At 68.9% G+C, this 17,668-nt stretch carries 17 protein-coding genes and 1 riboswitch; of the genes, 2 read left to right on the plus strand and 15 right to left on the minus strand.

Going from position 1 to position 17,668, the window contains the following annotated elements; genetic code table 11:
• Positions 1–139 precede the first annotated feature (139 nt).
• The 8 genes from ribB to MC380_RS15500 form a co-directional block, all read right to left on the minus strand.
• Positions 140–1,234, minus strand: coding sequence for a 3,4-dihydroxy-2-butanone-4-phosphate synthase (gene ribB, locus MC380_RS15465; protein WP_242102760.1), 1,095 nt, complete (start codon positions 1,232–1,234; stop codon positions 140–142).
• Positions 1,231–1,833 carry a riboflavin synthase gene (locus tag MC380_RS15470; RefSeq protein ID WP_242102759.1) on the minus strand — a complete coding sequence of 201 codons (603 nt, stop codon included), beginning with the start codon at positions 1,831–1,833 and terminating at the stop codon, positions 1,231–1,233. The genes ribB and MC380_RS15470 overlap by 4 nt, the downstream gene beginning before the upstream one ends.
• 74 nt (positions 1,834–1,907) lie before the next feature.
• Positions 1,908–2,096, minus strand: a riboswitch (FMN riboswitch).
• Between the two features lie 36 nt (positions 2,097–2,132).
• Entirely contained in the window at positions 2,133–2,882 is a 750-nt protein-coding gene (locus MC380_RS15475; protein WP_242102758.1) for a class I SAM-dependent methyltransferase, read from the minus strand.
• A complete protein-coding gene (gene ribD, locus MC380_RS15480; protein ID WP_343223599.1) occupies positions 2,879–3,985 on the minus strand; it encodes a bifunctional diaminohydroxyphosphoribosylaminopyrimidine deaminase/5-amino-6-(5-phosphoribosylamino)uracil reductase RibD in 1,107 nt (368 codons plus the stop codon). The genes MC380_RS15475 and ribD overlap by 4 nt, the downstream gene beginning before the upstream one ends.
• 126 nt (positions 3,986–4,111) lie before the next feature.
• Complete coding sequence (gene nrdR, locus MC380_RS15485) at positions 4,112–4,645, minus strand: transcriptional regulator NrdR (RefSeq protein WP_242102756.1); 534 nt, start codon at positions 4,643–4,645, stop codon at positions 4,112–4,114.
• 3 nt (positions 4,646–4,648) lie between these two features.
• Positions 4,649–5,368 (minus strand): CTP synthase, encoded by a 720-nt coding sequence (locus MC380_RS15490; RefSeq protein ID WP_242165795.1) that lies wholly within the window; start codon positions 5,366–5,368, stop codon positions 4,649–4,651.
• Positions 5,369–5,380: 12 nt separating this feature from the next.
• Positions 5,381–6,649 carry a serine hydroxymethyltransferase gene (gene glyA, locus MC380_RS15495; protein ID WP_242165796.1) on the minus strand — a complete coding sequence of 423 codons (1,269 nt, stop codon included), beginning with the start codon at positions 6,647–6,649 and terminating at the stop codon, positions 5,381–5,383.
• Between the two features lie 218 nt (positions 6,650–6,867).
• On the minus strand, positions 6,868–7,374 hold the full coding sequence (locus tag MC380_RS15500; protein ID WP_242165798.1) for an RcnB family protein: 507 nt from the start codon (positions 7,372–7,374) through the stop codon (positions 6,868–6,870).
• A 203-nt stretch (positions 7,375–7,577) separates the two neighbouring features.
• Here MC380_RS15500 and ettA point away from each other — a divergent pair, with 203 nt between their 5' ends.
• Together ettA and pyrF are read left to right on the plus strand one after the other, a co-directional pair.
• Positions 7,578–9,239 carry an energy-dependent translational throttle protein EttA gene (gene ettA, locus MC380_RS15505; protein WP_242165944.1) on the plus strand — a complete coding sequence of 554 codons (1,662 nt, stop codon included), beginning with the start codon at positions 7,578–7,580 and terminating at the stop codon, positions 9,237–9,239.
• A gap of 56 nt (positions 9,240–9,295) precedes the next feature.
• Positions 9,296–10,129: an orotidine-5'-phosphate decarboxylase gene (gene pyrF, locus MC380_RS15510; RefSeq protein ID WP_242102752.1), complete on the plus strand. Its 834-nt coding sequence runs from the start codon at positions 9,296–9,298 to the stop codon at positions 10,127–10,129.
• Positions 10,130–10,229: 100 nt separating this feature from the next.
• Here pyrF and MC380_RS15515 read toward each other — a convergent pair whose 3' ends face one another.
• The 7 genes from MC380_RS15515 to MC380_RS15545 are packed head-to-tail and all read right to left on the minus strand — an operon-like array spanning position 10,230 to position 17,640.
• Positions 10,230–11,072, minus strand: coding sequence for a glycosyltransferase family 2 protein (locus MC380_RS15515; protein ID WP_242102751.1), 843 nt, complete (start codon positions 11,070–11,072; stop codon positions 10,230–10,232).
• Positions 11,069–11,905 (minus strand): glycosyltransferase, encoded by an 837-nt coding sequence (locus tag MC380_RS15520; RefSeq protein ID WP_242165800.1) that lies wholly within the window; start codon positions 11,903–11,905, stop codon positions 11,069–11,071. The genes MC380_RS15515 and MC380_RS15520 overlap by 4 nt, the downstream gene beginning before the upstream one ends.
• Positions 11,906–11,914: 9 nt before the next feature.
• On the minus strand, positions 11,915–14,137 hold the full coding sequence (gspD, locus tag MC380_RS15525; RefSeq protein WP_242102749.1) for a type II secretion system secretin GspD: 2,223 nt from the start codon (positions 14,135–14,137) through the stop codon (positions 11,915–11,917).
• A 10-nt stretch (positions 14,138–14,147) separates the two neighbouring features.
• A complete protein-coding gene (locus MC380_RS15530; protein WP_242102748.1) occupies positions 14,148–14,975 on the minus strand; it encodes a general secretion pathway protein GspN in 828 nt (275 codons plus the stop codon).
• The gene (gspM, locus tag MC380_RS15535; RefSeq protein ID WP_242102747.1) at positions 14,965–15,600 is read right to left on the minus strand and encodes a type II secretion system protein GspM; all 636 of its coding nucleotides are present in this window, start codon (positions 15,598–15,600) and stop codon (positions 14,965–14,967) included. The genes MC380_RS15530 and gspM overlap by 11 nt, the downstream gene beginning before the upstream one ends.
• Positions 15,584–16,750: a PilN domain-containing protein gene (locus tag MC380_RS15540; protein ID WP_242102746.1), complete on the minus strand. Its 1,167-nt coding sequence runs from the start codon at positions 16,748–16,750 to the stop codon at positions 15,584–15,586. The genes gspM and MC380_RS15540 overlap by 17 nt, the downstream gene beginning before the upstream one ends.
• The gene (locus MC380_RS15545; RefSeq protein WP_242102745.1) at positions 16,747–17,640 is read right to left on the minus strand and encodes a general secretion pathway protein GspK; all 894 of its coding nucleotides are present in this window, start codon (positions 17,638–17,640) and stop codon (positions 16,747–16,749) included. The genes MC380_RS15540 and MC380_RS15545 overlap by 4 nt, the downstream gene beginning before the upstream one ends.
• Between the last annotated feature and the right edge of the window lie 28 nt (positions 17,641–17,668).

Below are 17,668 nucleotides of genomic sequence, written 5' to 3' on the forward strand. Positions count from 1 at the left end.
GGGTCGTTGAAAGGATTGTCATTGTAGAGCCTGCCCCGGGCTCGATCCGGGAGCGGGCTCGATCCGCCGTTCGAGGGCGCGGACCGCAGGTCTCGAACCGCGGCTTCACCCAGTCACCGATGGCGGGTCAAGACCCGCGCTACAGTTCGACGTGTTCCACCACCTCGAGACCGAATCCGGCCAGGCCGACCTGGCGCCTGGGGGTTCCCAGCACGCGCAGCCGGCCCAGGCCCAGGTCGGCCAGGATCTGCGAGCCGGTTCCGGTCATCCGCCATTCCTGCAATGCGCCGTGGCGCGAACGCGGCTCGGACTGCTCGCGGATACGCGCAAGCACGGCTTCAGGACCGGATGCGTCGGCCAGCAGGACCAGGGCGCCCGTGCCCTCGGCGGCGATCCGGGCCAGCACATCGCCCGCATCGGGGCCGAAATCCGCGCGCCTCCAGCGCAGCGCATCGGCCAGCGGATTGACCGGCTGCACGCGCACCAGGGTGGGCGTCGCGGCATCGGCCTGCCCGCGCAGCAGGGCGAAATGCAGTCCGTGGCCGATGCGGTCGCGATACGTATGCAGGCGGAACGGGCCGTGCGCGGTGTCGATGTCGCGCACGTCGATGCGCTCGATCGTGTGCTCGGTATGCAGGCGATACCGGATCAGGTCCTCGATCGATCCCATCAGCAGATGGCGCTCGTGGGCGAAGGCTTCCAGCTCCGGGCGGCGGGCCATGCTGCCGTCCGGATTGAGGATCTCGACCAGGACGCCTGCCGGCTCCAGCCCGGCCAGCAGCGCCAGATCGCTGGCGGCTTCGGTGTGCCCGGCGCGGCTGAGCACCCCGCCCGGCTGCGCCTGCAGCGGAAAGATGTGGCCCGGCTGCGACAGGTCGGCCGGTTTCGCATCGGGCCGGACCGCCGTACGGATGGTGTGCGCGCGATCGTAGGCGCTGATGCCGGTGGTGACGCCCTCGGCAGCTTCGATGCTGACCGTGAAATTGGTGCCGTGCGACGAGGTGTTGTCGCGGACCATGGGCGGCAGGCCGAGCTGGCGGCAGCGCTCGCGCGTGAGCGACAGGCACACCAGCCCGCGCGCGTGGGTGACCATGAAATTGATGTCCGACGGCCTGACCAGCTCGGCCGCCATGATCAGGTCGCCTTCGTTCTCGCGATCCTCGTCGTCCACGATCACGACCATGCGACCCTGGCGCAGCTCTTCCAGCAGTTCCGGAACGGTGGAAAAGCTCATGCGCGTACCTCCGCGGACAGCAGCCGCTCGACGTAACGGGCCACCAGGTCCACTTCCAGGTTCACTGCATCGCCCAAAGCGGTGGTGGCGAACGCGGTATGCGAAATGGTGTGCGGAATCAGCGCCACCTCGAAACCCTCGCCGTCCACGGCGTTGACGGTCAGGCTGACCCCGTCAACGCAGATCGAGCCCTTGCGCGCGATGTACCTGAGCAGCGACGCGGGCGCGGTGAAGCGCCAGCGCTGGGCGCGGCCGTCGTCGGCGATCCGCTGCACCCGGCCCAGGCCGTCGACGTGGCCGCTGACCAGGTGGCCGCCGAGCCGGTCGCTGGGCCGCATCGCGCGTTCCAGGTTCACGGCCGCGCCCAGCGGCAGGGTGCCAAGGGTCGTCAGGGACAGGGTTTCGCTGGACGCGTCGACGCCGAAGGAAGCCGCATCGAACTCGACCACCGTCATGCAGGCGCCATTGATGGCGATGCTTTCGCCCGGCTGCACCTGCTCGAACGGCAGGCTGCCGACCTCAACGCGCAGGCGCACGTCGCCCCCCATGGGTTCGCGTGCGGCCAGACGGCCGACGCCTTCGATCAAACCGGTGAACATGTCGCGTTTCCCGTTCCGTAAAGGGGAAACGTCCACAGGGCACGGCACGACAACGCAGCCATGCGGCCGCGCATCGACGCCTTCTTTCATCCGGACTTTCCGGAAGCTGCCGCTTCCGACCGTCGGCCCCGGCATTGGACCGGGTCTGCTGACCTGACGGGCGAAAGACCGCTGCCCGTCAGCGCTCGCGGGCTCGCGCGGGCAACTGGATTGCCATCGCACCTACCGCCGGTGGGGAATCGCACCCCGCCCTGAAGACGTTCTGTGGCGCGATTCTACCAAGCTTGCGGGGCCGATCCTCAGGCCGACGGTTTGCGGCGCGCGTGCACGAACAGCGGCCAGCGCACGATCCGCGTCGCCTCGGGGTCACCCCAGGCGCGACGCCATTCGGAGGCATGCACGGTCAGCGGATCGATCCCGGTGCGCTCGCGATGGCGCTTGCTGGCCGAATAGCTGGAGAAGTAGGCCAGCAGCCGCGGCAGCGTCCATTCCGCCTGCAGCTCGAACGGCGGCGCGGCGAGCGGCTCGAACGGCCAGGCATAGCCGGCATAGGCGGCGTCGACGTCTGCGCGCTCTGACGGCCAATCGCTACGGATCAGCGCCTGAAACGCGTCGTTCACCGGCTGCAACGGCGCCGGCACTTCGATGTCCTGGTAGCCCCAGACGACCAGCGCGCCGCCCGGCCGCAGCACGCGCCCGCATTCGGCGAAGAACGCACTGCGATCGAACCAGTGCAGGGCCTGCGCCACGCAGGCCACGTCCGCGCTGGCATCGGCCAGGCTGCAGCGCTCGGCCGGCTCCACCGCAAAACGTACGTTGGCCGGCGCGCGCGCCTGCGCGATCTGGGCATCGCTGGGGTCGGTGGCGAAGACCTGGGCGAAACGCGCAGCCAGGTCGCGGCTGGCCTGGCCGCTACCGCAACCGGCTTCCCAGGCGAGTGTGCGCCCGGGCGCCACCGACGCGATCCAGTCGAACAGCGCCCGCGGATACTCCGGCCGCGCCTGGGCGTAGTCGCCGGAGACGGCGGAGAAATGGTCCTTGAAACTCAAGTCGCCACCGGCCGCGGCCGCAGCAGCACGCGCAAGTCGTGGCCGATGCGGCGCGTGTCGACGATCTCGAGGTGCAGCCGTTGGGTCATCTGGTCGATGCTGAGCCCGTCGAACAGCGGGCGCGCGCGGTCGCCGAGCAGCACCGGCGCCACGTACAGCAGCAGTTCGTCGACCAGACCAGCCGCGAGCAGCGCGCCGGCCAGGGTCGCCCCCGCCTCGACCTGCACCTCGTTGATGCCGCGCCCTGCCAGCAGGCCGAGCACGGCCGACAGATCCAGCTGTCCCCCGCGCTCGGGCACGGCGGCATGCTCGGCGAGCAGGCCCGCCGGCGGCTTGGCGTTGGCCGAATGCAGATAGAGGGTCGGCGCGTCGCCCTCGCGTACCCGGCCGCGGGCGACCGTGGCCAGCCCCGGGTCCAGCACCACGCGGACCGGCGCGACGAACGGGGTGTCGTCGTCGAAGCGCACGGTCAGCTGCGGATCGTCCGCCAGCACCGTACCCGAGCCGGTCAGGATCGCGCCGCTGCGCGCGCGCCAGCGGTGCACGTCCGCGCGCGCGGCCTCGCCGCTGATCCATTTCGATTCGCCCGACGCCAGTGCACTGCGTCCGTCGATGCTGGTCGCCAGCTTCACCCGCAGCCACGGACGTCCCTGCTCGATCCGCGACAGGAAGCCGCGATTGAGCACGCGGGCCTGCGCTTCCATCAGCCCGGTCTGCACCACGATCCCGGCTGTCTGCAGCTTCTCGAATCCCGCGCCGTCCACCTGCGGGAACGGATCGCGCATCGCCGCGACCACGCGCGACACACCGGCCGCGACCAGCGCATCCGCGCACGGCCCGGTGTTGCCGGTGTGGGCGCAGGGTTCGAGCGTCACGTACGCGGTCGCACCACGCGCCCGCGAGCCGGCCAGCTGCAGCGCGAGCACCTCCGCGTGCGGCCCGCCCTTGCGCTGATGCCAGCCTTCGCCGACGACCTCGTCGCCATGCGCGATCACGCAGCCGACCATCGGGTTGGGCTTGGTGGTGAACGCGCCGCGCTCGGCCAGACGCAGGGCGTGGGCCATCAGTGTGTGATCAGTGGCGGTGAAACCCGGTTCAGGGATTGGGGGCTGGGCGTTCGGCACACGCGCTCCGGTTATGGCTGAGCTATGAATGCTGCCCTTCCGCGGCGAAGATGGCGTTAGCGCGAGCAAGCGGTCCGGCGCAATGCGCCGCGCTCGACGCGAGGATCAACGCTTCTTGCCCTTCTCGGCATGCTTGTCGAAGGGCACCACATCGGCGCCAAGCAGTGGCAGCTGGCCTTCGCCGGGCAGGTCGCGTTCGAGTCGGTCGAGCTCCTCGCGGAAGTCGGCCACGTCCTCGAACGCGCGGTACACCGAAGCGAATCGCACGAACGCGACATGATCGAGCTTGCGCAGTTCGGCCATCACGAATTCGCCGACCCGGCGCGAAGGCAGCTCGCGCTCGGTGGTCATGCGCAGCTGATGCACGACCGAGCGCACCGCCGATTCGATCTGCTCCTCCGACACCGGCCGCTTGTGCAGCGCCCGGTCGAAGCCATGGCGCAGCTTGCGCGCATCGAAGTGCTCGCGCCGGCCGTCGGACTTGATGATCGCCGGCAGCTTGAGCTCCACGGTTTCCAGCGTCGAAAACCGTTCGCCGCAGGCTTCGCACTCGCGCCGGCGCCGGATCGTGGCGCCATCGTCGCTCACGCGCGAGTCGATCACGCGGGTGTCCTGGTGCTGGCAGAAGGGACAATGCATCGCTTACGCCGCTTCGCGTCCGGCCGTGGCGCCATCGGCCACCGCGCGCACGAAGGCGCAAACCAGCGGCGGCACTTCGCCGCGCAATGCGGCGCGCTCGGGCTGGAACAGGGTCGCCACGAAAAACGGATGGTCGCGCATCTCGATCGCACGGATGTCGTCCTGGCTATCGACCGCACCGATTCGCAGCGCGCCATCGCCAAATGCAACTTCGCGAAACACGGGACCCAGTCCGTAGCGGCAGTGATAGCCCTCCTCGATTCGCTCGACGCCATAGGCGGCGGCGATGCGGGTGTCGGGAGAAAAAATGACCGGCTCGGCCACCTCGACCAGCGAACAGGCCAGCGGCACGATCACCGCGCGCGCCGCGTCGGGCGAGGTTTCGGCGTGATCGGCGTCGGCCCAGCCCAGCACGGAGCGCGCGTACTCCACGACGGCGTGCTGGAAGCCTCCGCAGGTGCCGAGGAATGGGCGATGCTGCGCGCGCGCATGGCCAATCGCGCGCAGCGCGCCCGCCTCGCTGCGATACGGGCTCGCGGGCACGCACCAGAAGCCGTCATAGCCGGCCAGGTCGCGGTCGTCACGAATACCGTCGGTCGGCAGCCACCGTGCCTCCAACTCGACGCCGCAGGCCTGCGCGGCGAGAACCAGGGCGCGTGGAATCGCGCGATGCGCGGTCACCGCATCGTTACGATCTCCCACCAGTGCGATGACCTGCGGCACCGTCGGACGCCCTCAGCCGTAAACCGGAAACTGCTTGCACTGCCCGGTGACATTCTCGCGCACGCCAGCGATCACCTTTTCGTCCTTCGGATTATCCAGCACGTCGCAGATCCACTCGGCCAGCGCCACGCAGTCTGCTTCCTGGTAACCGCGCGTGGTGACTGCGGGCGTACCGATGCGCAGCCCGGAGGTGACGAAGGGCTTCTGCGGATCGTTGGGCACTGCGTTCTTGTTGACCGTGATGTGCGCCCTGCCGAGTGCTTCCTCGGCAGCCTTGCCGGTGATGTCCTTGCCGATCATGTCGACCAGCATCAGGTGGTTCTCGGTGCCGCCGGAGACAATCTTGTAGCCGCGCGCGCTGATGGTCTTCGCCATCGCCTGCGCGTTCTTCACTACCTGCTGCTGGTAGGCTTTGAACTCGGGCTCCAGCGCTTCCTTGAACGCGACCGCCTTGGCCGCGATCACATGCATCAGTGGGCCGCCCTGGATCCCCGGGAACACGATCGACTGCAGCTTCTTCTCGATCTCCTCGGCGCCCTCGCCCATGCCGGCGCGGCTGGCCACGATGATGCCGCCGCGCGGCCCGCGCAGGGTTTTGTGCGTGGTAGAGCTCACAACGTGCGCGTGCGGCACCGGATTGGGGTATACATCGGCGGCGATCAGCCCGGCGACGTGGGCCATGTCCACGAACAGGTACGCACCCACCTTGTCGGCGATCGCACGGAAGCGGGCCCAGTCCACCACCTGCGAATAGGCACTGAAGCCGGCCACCACCATCTTCGGCCGGTGTTCCAGCGCGAGGCGTTCGACCTCGTCGTAATCGATCAGGCCCTCGTCGTTCACGCCATACTGCACAGCGTCGAACAGCTTGCCGCTGATGTTGACCTTGGCGCCGTGGGTGAGGTGGCCGCCGTGGGCGAGCGACATGCCCAGGATCCGGTCGCCTGGACTGAGCAGGGCCAGGTACACCGCCTGATTGGCCTGCGACCCCGAATGCGGCTGCACGTTCGCGTAGTCGGCCCCGAACAACTGCTTGGCCCGGTCGATGGCCAGTCGCTCGGCCACATCAACGAACTCGCAGCCGCCGTAATACCGCTTGCCCGGATAGCCCTCGGCGTACTTGTTGGTGAGCTGGCTACCCTGCGCCTCCATGACCCGCGGGCTGCAGTAGTTTTCCGAGGCGATCAGTTCGACGTGATGTTCCTGGCGGTCGTTTTCGGACGCGATCGCCGCGGCCAGTTCGGGGTCGTAACCTTCGATGCGGGCGTCGCGGGGGAACATCGGTGCTCCGGGAAGCTTGGGGAGACGTGGATTCTAGCTCGCCACGCCGCGATCCACGATCCACCGCGCCGCAGCAACGGCGCTGGACACAGGCAAGGTCAGGAACCCCTGCCCCAGAAGCCTGTAGCCGGACTTCCACCGACTCAATTCCGCCCCGGCGCGGCCGAAAGAAAGAAGGCGCACCTCAGGCGCGCCTTCCAGGAACTTCCGGTTGGAATTTAATAGCCCGGCGACAGGATCTGGCTGATGATGCCGCTGGTCGCGGCGACCAGCAGGAAGTTGTTGCGGTCGTCGCGGACCCAGCGATAACCATAGTCCGGCCGGTACAGGCGATAGCGGCCGTAGTCGTTCACCGGCACGTAGTACACCTGGCGATAGCCGTAGCTTCGGTAATCGCGACCACGCGCCCACGGCGGCGGCCCGCGGCGGCCGTTGTCCCAATGACCGCTGACCGGATGGTAGCGACGGTCGCGATCATCCCAGCGACGGTCATCCCAGCGCCGATCGTCGCGCCGCCCATCCCGATAGCCTGCGTAATAAGCGCGACGATCGTCCCGATCCCAGCGCCGGTCGTCGTCGCGGTCGTCACGCCGGTCATAACGGCCGTCGTAATAGCCGTAACGGTCGTGCTTGTCGTGGCCCCGCCACTTGTCCTTGGCGGCCGCCGGAATGGCAACGGCGGCCAGCGCCAGCATCAGGGGGGCGAGTTTCAGAACCTGCTTCATGGCGTCCTCCGGTGAGTGCCCGCGCCTCGCGCTTGCATGGCCCGAACTATCCGGCGCCTGGGCTGAATGCATCCCGCATCCGCCACATCGTTGGCGGCGGCATTCAGCGCGCAGCAGGCCGGGCCGCACCGCTATAATTCCCGCATCCCTGTGACATCACGACGCCCGGCCCGCTCCGGAGCCGCGGCGTGCCCGGAGCCCCGATGCAGTACATCTACACCATGAACGGCGTGTCCAAAACGGTTCCGCCCAAGCGCCAGATCATCAAGGACATCTCGCTGTCGTTCTTCCCCGGGGCCAAGATCGGCCTGCTCGGCCTGAACGGCGCGGGAAAGTCCACGGTGCTGAAGATCATGGCCGGCGTCGACCATGACTTCAGCGGCGAGGCGCGCCCGCAGCCGGGCATCAAGGTCGGCTACCTGGCGCAGGAACCCGAGCTTGACCCGAACAAGACCGTGCGCGAAGCGGTGGAGGAAGGCGTGGGCGAGATCCTCAGCGCCCAGGCCGAGCTGGACAAGGTCTACGCCGCTTACGGCGAACCCGATGCCGATTTCGACAAGCTCGCCGCCGAGCAGCAGCGGCTGGAGGCGATCCTGGCCGCGGGCGATGCGCATACGCTGGAAAACCAGCTGGAAGTCGCGGCCGATGCGCTGCGCCTGCCGCCATGGGATGCCGTGATCGGCAAGCTCTCGGGCGGAGAGAAGCGCCGCGTGGCGCTGTGCCGGCTGCTGCTGCAGAAGCCGGACATGCTGCTGCTGGACGAGCCCACCAACCACCTGGATGCCGAATCGGTGGAATGGCTGGAGCAGTTCCTCGCCCGTTACACCGGCACCGTGGTCGCGGTGACCCACGATCGCTACTTCCTCGATAACGCCGCCGAGTGGATCCTGGAGCTGGACCGCGGTCGCGGCATTCCGTGGAAGGGCAACTACACCGAGTGGCTGGTGCAGAAGGACGCGCGCCTCAAGCAGGAAGACAGCCAGGAAAAGGCGCGCCAGAAGGCGATCCAGAAGGAGCTGGAGTGGGCCCGGCAGAATGCCAAGGGCGGCCGTTCCAAGGGCAAGGCGCGCCTGGCCCGGATCGAGGAGCTGCAGTCGGTCGACTACCAGCGCCGCAACGAGACCAACGAGATCTTCATTCCGCCGGGCGAGCGCCTGGGCCAGAAGGTCATCGAATTCAAGAATGTGTCCAAACGCTTCGGCGACCGGCTGCTGATCGACGACCTGAGCTTCAGCGTGCCCCCTGGCGCGATCGTCGGCATCATCGGTCCCAACGGCGCCGGCAAATCCACGCTGTTTCGCATGATCACCGGCCAGGAAAAACCCGACAGCGGCAGCATCGAAATCGGGCCGACGGTCAAGCTGGCCTACGTCGACCAGAGCCGCGACGCGCTGACCGGCAACCACAACGTGTTCCAGGAAGTCTCCGGCGGACTGGACATCCTCAACATCAATGGCGTGGAGATCCAGTCGCGCGCCTACATCGGCCGTTTCAACTTCAAGGGCCAGGACCAGCAGAAACTGGTCGGAACGCTCTCGGGCGGCGAACGCGGCCGCCTGCACATGGCCAAGACCCTGCTGCAGGGCGGCAACGTACTGCTACTCGACGAGCCGTCCAACGACCTGGACATCGAGACCCTGCGCGCGCTGGAAGATGCGCTGCTGGAGTTCCCCGGCAACACCTTCGTCATCTCGCACGACCGCTGGTTCCTGGACCGCATCGCCACGCACATCCTCGCCTTCGAGGGCGACTCGCACGTGGAGTTCTTCCAGGGCAACTACCGCGAGTACGAGGAAGACAAGAAGCGGCGCCTGGGCGAGGCCGGGGCACAGCCGCACCGGTTGCGGTTCAAGGCGTTGAAGTGACAGCGGGACGCCCACGGCAACGTGGGCGTCTTCGTATACAGGCATAGGAGGATGGCATGGGCTTCGTCGAACGATTGCGCGCACGCTGGAAGACCGCCGACTCGCTGCTGTGCGTGGGTCTGGACCCGGATCCGGCCAGGTTTCCGGACGCCTTCGCCAGCGACGAGCATATGGATAACGGCGAGGCGCTGTTCGGGTTCTGCCGCGACATCGTCGATGCGACCGCCGGGTACGCCTGCGCATTCAAACCCCAGATCGCCTATTTCGCCGCGCACAACGATGGCGAGCTGGCGCTGCAACGGCTCATCGCCCATATCAACGCCGTCCATGCGGACATTCCAGTGATCCTGGACGCCAAGCGCGGCGACATCGGCAGTACGGCCGAGCAGTACGCAGTGGAAGCTTTCGACCGTTATGGCGCGGACGCCGTGACCCTGAACCCCTACATGGGTCGCGATTCTGCGCAGCCGTTCCTGGCCCGCAACGACCGCGGCTGCGTGTTCCTGTGCCACACCTCCAATCCCGGTGCGCGCGATTTTCAGGAACTGCTGGTGGACGGCGAACCGCTTTACCAGCGCATCGCCCGCACCATCGCCGGCGAGTGGAATGCCGACGGCAACTGCGCGCTGGTGGTCGGTGCCACTTTTCCTGAGGAGCTGAAGACGATCCGCGGCATCGTCGGCGACATGCCGCTGCTGATCCCCGGGATCGGCGCGCAGGGCGGCGATGTCGAGGCCACGGTGCGCAACGGCCGGACTGCGGACGGCATGGGGCTCATGATCAACTCATCGCGCGGGATCCTGTACGCCTCTTCAGGTGCCGATTACGCCGAAGCGGCGGCCGAAGCCGCGCGCGCGCTGCGCGACGAGATCAACCATTACCGCAAGTGATAGAGCGCGGGAAGCAGCGCTGTGGCGCGCGCTTGCGCCGTTTCTGATGCGGACGGCCTGGTGGGAAGTGGCCCACTTTTCCCGTCGCCGCGGGCTCCCGCTAGGCGCGCAGGTGCGCGCGTAACACCGCGAACGGAAACCGCAACCAGATCAGCGCCCGCACGGCCCAGCGTGTGAGCGGGCCGCGGCGCGGTGCCTCGTAACGATCGAAGTAGCGCATCAGGCCGCGGTGCTTGTGCCATTCCACGAACCAGGGCCTGCTGCGGCTGGATACGCCGCGCAGATGCACGACGCGCACATCGTTGGCCACCGCCACCACCGCACCGGCGTCGCGCGCGCGCCGGCACAGGTCGAGGTCCTCGGCATGCAGGCGGTAGCATTCGTCGAAGCCGCCGATCCGGGTGAACAGCGCACGCGACATGAACATCAGCGCGCCCGAAGTGGCATCGACGCGCTGCAGCGTCCGGGTGCGGTCGTAGGGCGCGTCCAGCTGCGATGTCGAAACCGCGCGCAGCATATGCCCGAAGTCCGGATCGTGGCGACGCGCGGCGGCGTCGCGTTCGCCGGTCTCGTCCACCAGGTCCGCGCCCAGCAACGCCTCGCCGCCAATCGCGACGGCGTGCGCCTGCAGTCGCTCCAGGCTGTCCTCGGCGACGAAGCAGTCCGGATTCACGAACGCCAGCCAGGGCGCATCGCAATCCGCCGCACCCTGGTTGCAGGCCACGCCGAACCCCGGATTGTCGGGATTGGCGATGAAGTGCAGGCGTGGGTCGGCGGCCGCATGGCGCTGCACGATCGCGAGCGTTTCGTCGGCCGATCCGTTGTCGACCACGCGGATCTGCACCACGCCGTCGGCATCGCGCAGCCGGCGCAGGCAGCTGTCGATGGTTTCGTTGCTCTGGTAGGTCACCACGACCGCGGCGATGCCGTCCGGCGCGTTCAATTGAACAGCTCCGCCTGCTGCTGCGGCGCGCCGACCTGCAGCAAACATGCCGCAAGTTGTTCGCGCCTGGCGTGCAGCGGATCGTCCATCAGGAAGTGCGCCAGCCGCGCGTGCCACTCAGGCCAGCGTGCAGCCAGCGCTTCCATATCGCCCTCGGCCGGACCACCCTCGCCGCCGCGGGCGACGAACGCGGTTTCGCACAGGACGTTGCGCCAGCCCAGTCCAGACAGCCGCAGCGAGAGATCGATCAGCGCCGCGTAGCTCGAGCTGTAGCTGGCCGCGTCCAGGCCGCCGGCGCGCTGGCGGGCGCTGCCGCGCAGGGCGAAGGCGTGATCCACCGCGGCGGGCAGTTCGGGATGCAGGGGCGGCATCATGACGCAGGCCTGGGCCAGGCGCGCCGGGTCGTCCGGGATCGGATTGATCTCTCCGACCCGGGGCCAGGCCGCGGTCTCGCCGGCACTGCACCAGGCCGTCGCGGTGGCGATCGAAGGATCACGCGCGAGGCAGGCCTGCAGCTGCACGGCCCAGCCAGGAGTGGGCATGGCGTCCGGCGCGAGCACGATCACGTCACTGTCGCCGCAGGCCTGCAGCATCTGGTCGAGATGCGCGACCTCGCCGAGCGCGCGTTGTCGTCGCGTGTAGTCCGCACGCAGCGGCGTGCACTGCAGCCAGCGTTCGATGATCGCCAGTGCGCGCGGCCCGGCCTGCGCATCGTCCGCAAGCCACACGCGCGCGGCGGCCGGCGTGCTGGCGTCGAGCGCCGCCAGGCAGGCGTCGAGCGCGTCGTCGTCGACGCCGACCGGCAACAGCACGATCGGGAGCGCGTGGCCCACCACCTGCACTCAGTTCCCCGAAGGCGTGCTGCGCAATGGCTCCATGGCGCGGAAGCGGCGGGTGTATTCGTCGGTCAGGTCGCGGGCTTCGCGCGGATCGCGCACGATGGTCGGGGTGATCAGGACGATTACCTCGGTGCGCGACTTGTTGCTGGACTGACGGCCGAACAGGCCGCCGAGGACCGGTATCCGGCTCAGGCCGGGGAATCCGGTCGATCCGCGTACCGTCCCATCCTGGATGAGTCCGGCGATGAGCGTGGTATCCCCGCTCTGCAGGATCGCATTCGTCTTGACCTTGCGGCTGGAAATCCGGACGTTGCCGTTCTGGTCCGGTTCGCCCTGCGGCGCGCTCACTTCCGACACGATGTCCAGAAACACCGTGCCATCCTTGGTCAGGCGTGGCCTGATCTTGAGGATCGTGCCCGTGTCCAGGTACTGCACCTGGCTGTAGGTGTTGTCGCCGACGATCGGGTTGACCGTGACCGAAGCGATCGGGATCCGCGTGCCATCGTTGAGCGTGGCCTCCTCGTTGTTGCGCACCATCAGCGACGGCGACTGCAACATGCGCACGTCCGAGACCTCATCGAGCGCACTGATGATGGCTGCGGCGTTGCGGCCCAGGAACGTCCATGCCATGCCAGCGGCGGTGCCGCCAAGAGGCGTGCCCGATACGTTGCCCGCCAGTCCGCTCCACGTCGTACGTCCCACCGCGCTGGGCAGGCCGGCGTCGGTCACAGCGCGTTCGAAGAACCAGTTCACGCCGTAGCTCAGGTCGCCGGTCAGCGTGACCTCGGCCACCTGGGCCTCGATATGGACCTGCATCGGCATTACGTCGAGCTTCTCGATCACTTCCTTGATCGAGCGCCAGGCCTGGGGGCTGCTGCGCACCAGGATGGAATTGGTTTCGTCCACGGCCGACACGCCGACCTGGCTGCCGTCCACCTCGAAGCTGACCGCAGTGTCCCCGCCTTCGCGACGGCCCAGTGTCATCGATTGGCCACCGGTGCCGCCCGGCCCGGAGCCAGTATCACCGCTGTAGCCGTCGTTGCCGGTGTCGCCGATGGTCGCGCTGCTGCCGTTCTTGCCGTCGATGCCACCGTCTTCGATGGACGTGGATTCCAGTCCCGGCATCAGCGAGACGTTGCCATCGCCGGAATCCCCTCCGCGGCGGGCCGCTCCGTAGACCTCGGCCAGGCGTTCCGCCAGATCCTTGGCGGTGATGTACTTGAGTTCATACGAATACAGGCGCACTGCGTCGCCGGCGCCGTCGATGCGCTCCAGCCATTGCTGGATGTCGTCGAGGTAATCCGGCTGCGGCGTGATCACCAGCACGGCGTTGGCGCCTTCCAGCGGCATGAAGCGGAACATGCCGGCGACGGGCGACTTGCCCTGTTCGCCGAACACCTTCTCCAGGTCCGCCACGACCTTGCTGGCCTTGCCCGACTGCAGCGGAAACACGCCGACGGACATGCTGCTCATCCAGTCGACGTCGAAGATCGCGATCGTGCGCAGGTAATTCTCCAGCTCGGCCCGGGTGCCGGCCAGGGTGATCACGTTGCGGCCCGGATCGGCGTTGACGATCGCGTTCGGCCGCGCGTAGGGCTCGAGCACCTTCTTCATCTCGGCCGCCGAGATGTAGCGCAGCGGCACCACGCGCGATTCGAAGCCGCGCGCGTTCGACGCCGGACCGATCCGCGGCGCGACGCTGCCGGCCAGCGGTGCGTCGGCCGGAACGATGCTGTAGCGCCCGTCGCTATAGACCATGCGCGCGTTATTCCAGCCCAGGATCATCTCCAGCACGCTCATCGCCTCGGCCGCGCTCACCGGCTTGGGCGTGCCATAGGTGACGGTGCCCTGCACGCCCGGCGCGATCAGGTAGTTCTGGCCGAGCATGTCGCCCAGGATCGCCTTGACCACCGCATGCAGCGATTCGCCCTCGAAGTTGAACGTGGCCTGCCCGGTGCTCCCGCCCAGGTTGGGCGGCGGCGCGCTGGCCGCCTCGCGATTGATGGTCTGCCCGGTGCCGCGGCGGATGACCGGGCGCGGGTCGACGTCCGGAGACTCCAGCGGCTGCCGGCTCACCGCGTCCTCGTCTGCGGACGATGTACCCGGAGGCGGCGCGACCCCGAGGGCGGCATCCCGACGCATGGTCGGCGCGGGATTGCTGGCGCACGCGGCCAGCAGGGTGGCGAGCAGCGCCACGAGCATCGGACGGATCTGGGAAAGGCTCATCGTTGCCACTCTAGTCGGTGTTGGGCGGCGGCGGCGGCTGTTGCGCCTCGCGCCGGAGCTGTTCGCGCCGGGCCTGGATGCGTTTGCGGATCGCCTCGATCTGGGCATCGGGGGTGGCGACGGCAGGTTCGGCCGCACTCGAGGTGGCGTCGGTCACCGCCTCGGGCGGCTTGGCGGACGCAGGTGGCGCGACGGCGGCCGCCGCCGCCGCGGCATTCGCGGCTGCATCGGCGCTCGCGGCATCGGCATTGCTGCGCACGACCGGACGGATCGCAGGGGCGCCGCTGCGGGCGACCGGCTGGCTGGCGGGCGTGGCCGGTTCGCCGCCGGTGCCGTCGTAGGCGCGCAGTTCGATGGTGCGCTGGCCGTCCGGTCCCTCGAACACCGCCTGTCGCGGCTCGAGCGAGACTAGGCGCCAGGCGGCGGCCTGCTCCGCCGATTCGCCCAGCTTGACCCGGATCGGCGCCCCGCCCTGGGCATCGCCCGCGGGCTGCAGGATGGCCAGCTTCAGGCCGGGAGTCAGCAGCACGCTGGTCAATACGTAGTCGAACGCATTGGTCTGTTCGCCCTCGCCTTCGCCGCGCAGCGAGAATGGCTTGGGACGCCGGTCTTCGGAGAACAGCGGCCGCGACGCGAGTTCTCCGTACTGCGTGTACGGCCCCAGGCGCTCGGGCGCAGACGGTTGCAGCTGCGGCAGCCGCTGCACCAGCGAAGGATCCTCGGCCAGCGGCGCGACCCGTCCGCCCAGGCCGGCGAGAGACAGGATCCAGGCCAACAGCGCCCAGGCCGCCAATGCGCCAAGCAGCCAGGTACGCGGTGCGATGTCCTCAGCGCGCACCGTCGCCCCCTGACCGTGACGGAGACGTCGGCTGGCCCGGGCGCGGACGCAGGTAGCCGTAGAGGTCGAAGCTGACGTCGAGCCCTCCGCTCTGCGATACCTGGTCGGCCATGGCGAAGTAACGCTGGGCGAGGATGTTGAGGTTGTCCACGAACAGGCGCGGAGTGCCGCTTTCCAGCGCGTGCAGCACCGCGCCGGTTTCCGGTACGCCACAACGCAGGCGCACCTGCACGGCGACGCGGGCATAGCGATCGGCACTGGGTTCGCTCAGTGGCGAGCGGTTGGTGATCGCGCAGGCGCGGTTGCCGGGGCTCGCCTGGCCGACCACGGTTTCCAGGCGCTTGATCAGGCCGGCGGTCGCCAGTTCGGCGCTGCTCTCGGGCAGGAAGCCGGGGGTACGCGCTTGCTGGGCGCGGGCTCGCGCCAGCGCCTGGCGCACCTGCAGGGCCTGTCCCAGCTGCATGCGCGCGCGCAACTCGCGCTGCTGGAGCGCGGCGATGCGCTGGCCTTCGGCCAGCATGGGCACCGTCCACCAGGGATGCACCAGCACCAGGTAGGCCAGGGCAAGCGCGCCGCCGAGCAGGCCGAGCGCCAGCCAACGGTCGCGATTACTGACCGGATGCACGTCGGGGCTCCTGCGGCGCGGTCGCCAGGTCGGCGGTCAGGGTGAAGATGTCGCGCCCCGTGCGGGGGTCGGGTTGCAGTGCGCCCGCAAGTGCAGGGGCGCGCCATAGCCTGGAGCCTTCGAGCCGGCCCAGCAGGGCCGAGGCTTCGTTGCTGCGCCCGATCAGGGTGATGCGCCCGCCTTCGATCGCGAGTTTTTCGAGGTAGGTGCTGTCGGGCAGGCGCTTGCTCAGGTCTTCGAGCACCTCGACCGCGGTCGGACGCCCGGCCCGGGTGCGATCGAGGAAGGCCTGGCCGTCGACGATGTCCAGCAACTGCTGACGTTCCAGGGCGACGCCGCGCGCCGCGCCGGCACGTTCGCTGGCGACCTGCTCGAACGCGTCCGCAGCAGCGCGCCGGTTGTACAGGGTCTGCCACAGCATCGCCGCGGTGGCGACCACGACCACCGTCGCCAGGACCAGGTTCCAGGGCCGCAGCGGGTCGGCCTGCTGCCGGCGCTGGGCGGGATCCAGCAGGTTGATCCCCAGGGTCGCGCCGTCGGCGCCGAGCACGTCGATTCCGGCGAGGTTGCCGGCCAGATCGCCCAGCGCGGCTTCGGCCGCCTGCAAAGCGGTGCGCGGCACGGCGATCAGCTCGGCGTCGATCTGCGCATCGCCATCGCGGCGCGCGACCAGGCGTGCGTCGAATGCGACGGCATCCGCAGCAAAGGGCGTCTGCCGCTCGATCTCGAACCCGACCACGTCGCGCAGGCGCTCGCTCGCCGCGGCGGGCAGCAGCATGCGCCGGCGCAGCGCGACCGACGCGGGCAGCAGCAGCCAGCGCGGCAGGTCCTGGCTTGCCGGGGCGAGCAACCGCAACAGCGTGTCGGTGGCCGAGACCTCCGGCTCGAGATCCGGCAGACGGGCAAGATCGCGAAGGCCTTCTCCATCCTCCAAACGCAGCTGCACGCCACCGCCGCCGGGCTGCAACAGCAGCCGCCCGCGATCCATGCCCAACGCCAGGCGCCAGCGACGCGGCAGCCACGCCATCAGCGCGCGTCCCCACCAGGCCACGAATCCGCGCAAGCCGCCGGAAGCGGCCACGGCGCCGCGCATGCGCAGTCGGTCGCGCAGCGTGCGTCGCGCAGTCGCGCCTGCCTGGGGCGTGGTCATCGCAGCGATGTGCCTTCCTCCCATTGCAGCGGCAGATACGCCATGCCCGGCAGGCCTGTGCCGCCGGAGCGCACCACCACGCGCAGCAACGACTCGCGACCATCGCGGAGCCTTGCACGGCTCCAGATACTATACGTGCCGCTATTTGTCCCCACGAGCGAGACGCCGCCGCCGAGCAGCGGGGGCGGCTGCCCCGAGGCAGGATCCCAGCGTTCGCGCTGCTGCACGATGGTCTCGCCATCCAGCCCCATCGCCGCCAGCACCACCGCAGAAGCAAACGCGGGTTCGGGCGAATCGCGGCCGCTGAACACGGTCAGATGCGGTGCCGCGCGCGCGTAGACCTGCGGACTCACGCCCAGGACCTGGAGCAGCTCGGCCTGCGTGTCGAACGGCGCGTCCTTGGCACCGTAAGGCAGGCCAGCGGCTTCGTAATCGGCATCCTCGCCGCCTCCGGCGGGCTGCGACAACGTATCCGGGTCGCGCCAGTCCACGATCGCGCCGGCCAGGCGCTCGGCCTCCGGCGGTTCGAGACCCAGTACCCGGAACAGGCCGGCCAGCAAGGCCGGTTGCGCGGTGTTGAGGTCGATCTTGCCCTGTTCGTCGATGATCCGCACCTGCACTTGGGCCCCGCCGAAACGCCAGCGGTAACTGCGTCCATCCGGCTGCCAGCGGCGTCGCGGATCTTCGTCCACGACGCGCACCAGTGCGTATTCGACGCCCGCACGGGCGGCCTCTTCGGCCACCACGCCGCGACTGAGCACCTGCCCCTGCAGATGTTCGATGCGCGCCGACATGGCGAAGCCCCCGATCAACGCGGCCAGCAGCGCGATCAGCCAGAGCACGAGCAACAGTGCGGCGCCCGTCTGCCGGCCGCGGCGATCCGGGAGCATGCCGCCCCGCTTCGCACCGCGCGTTGCC

This window comes from Lysobacter sp. M15, assembly GCF_022662515.1.
Taxonomy (GTDB): Bacteria; Pseudomonadota; Gammaproteobacteria; order Xanthomonadales; family Xanthomonadaceae; genus JAKPBU01.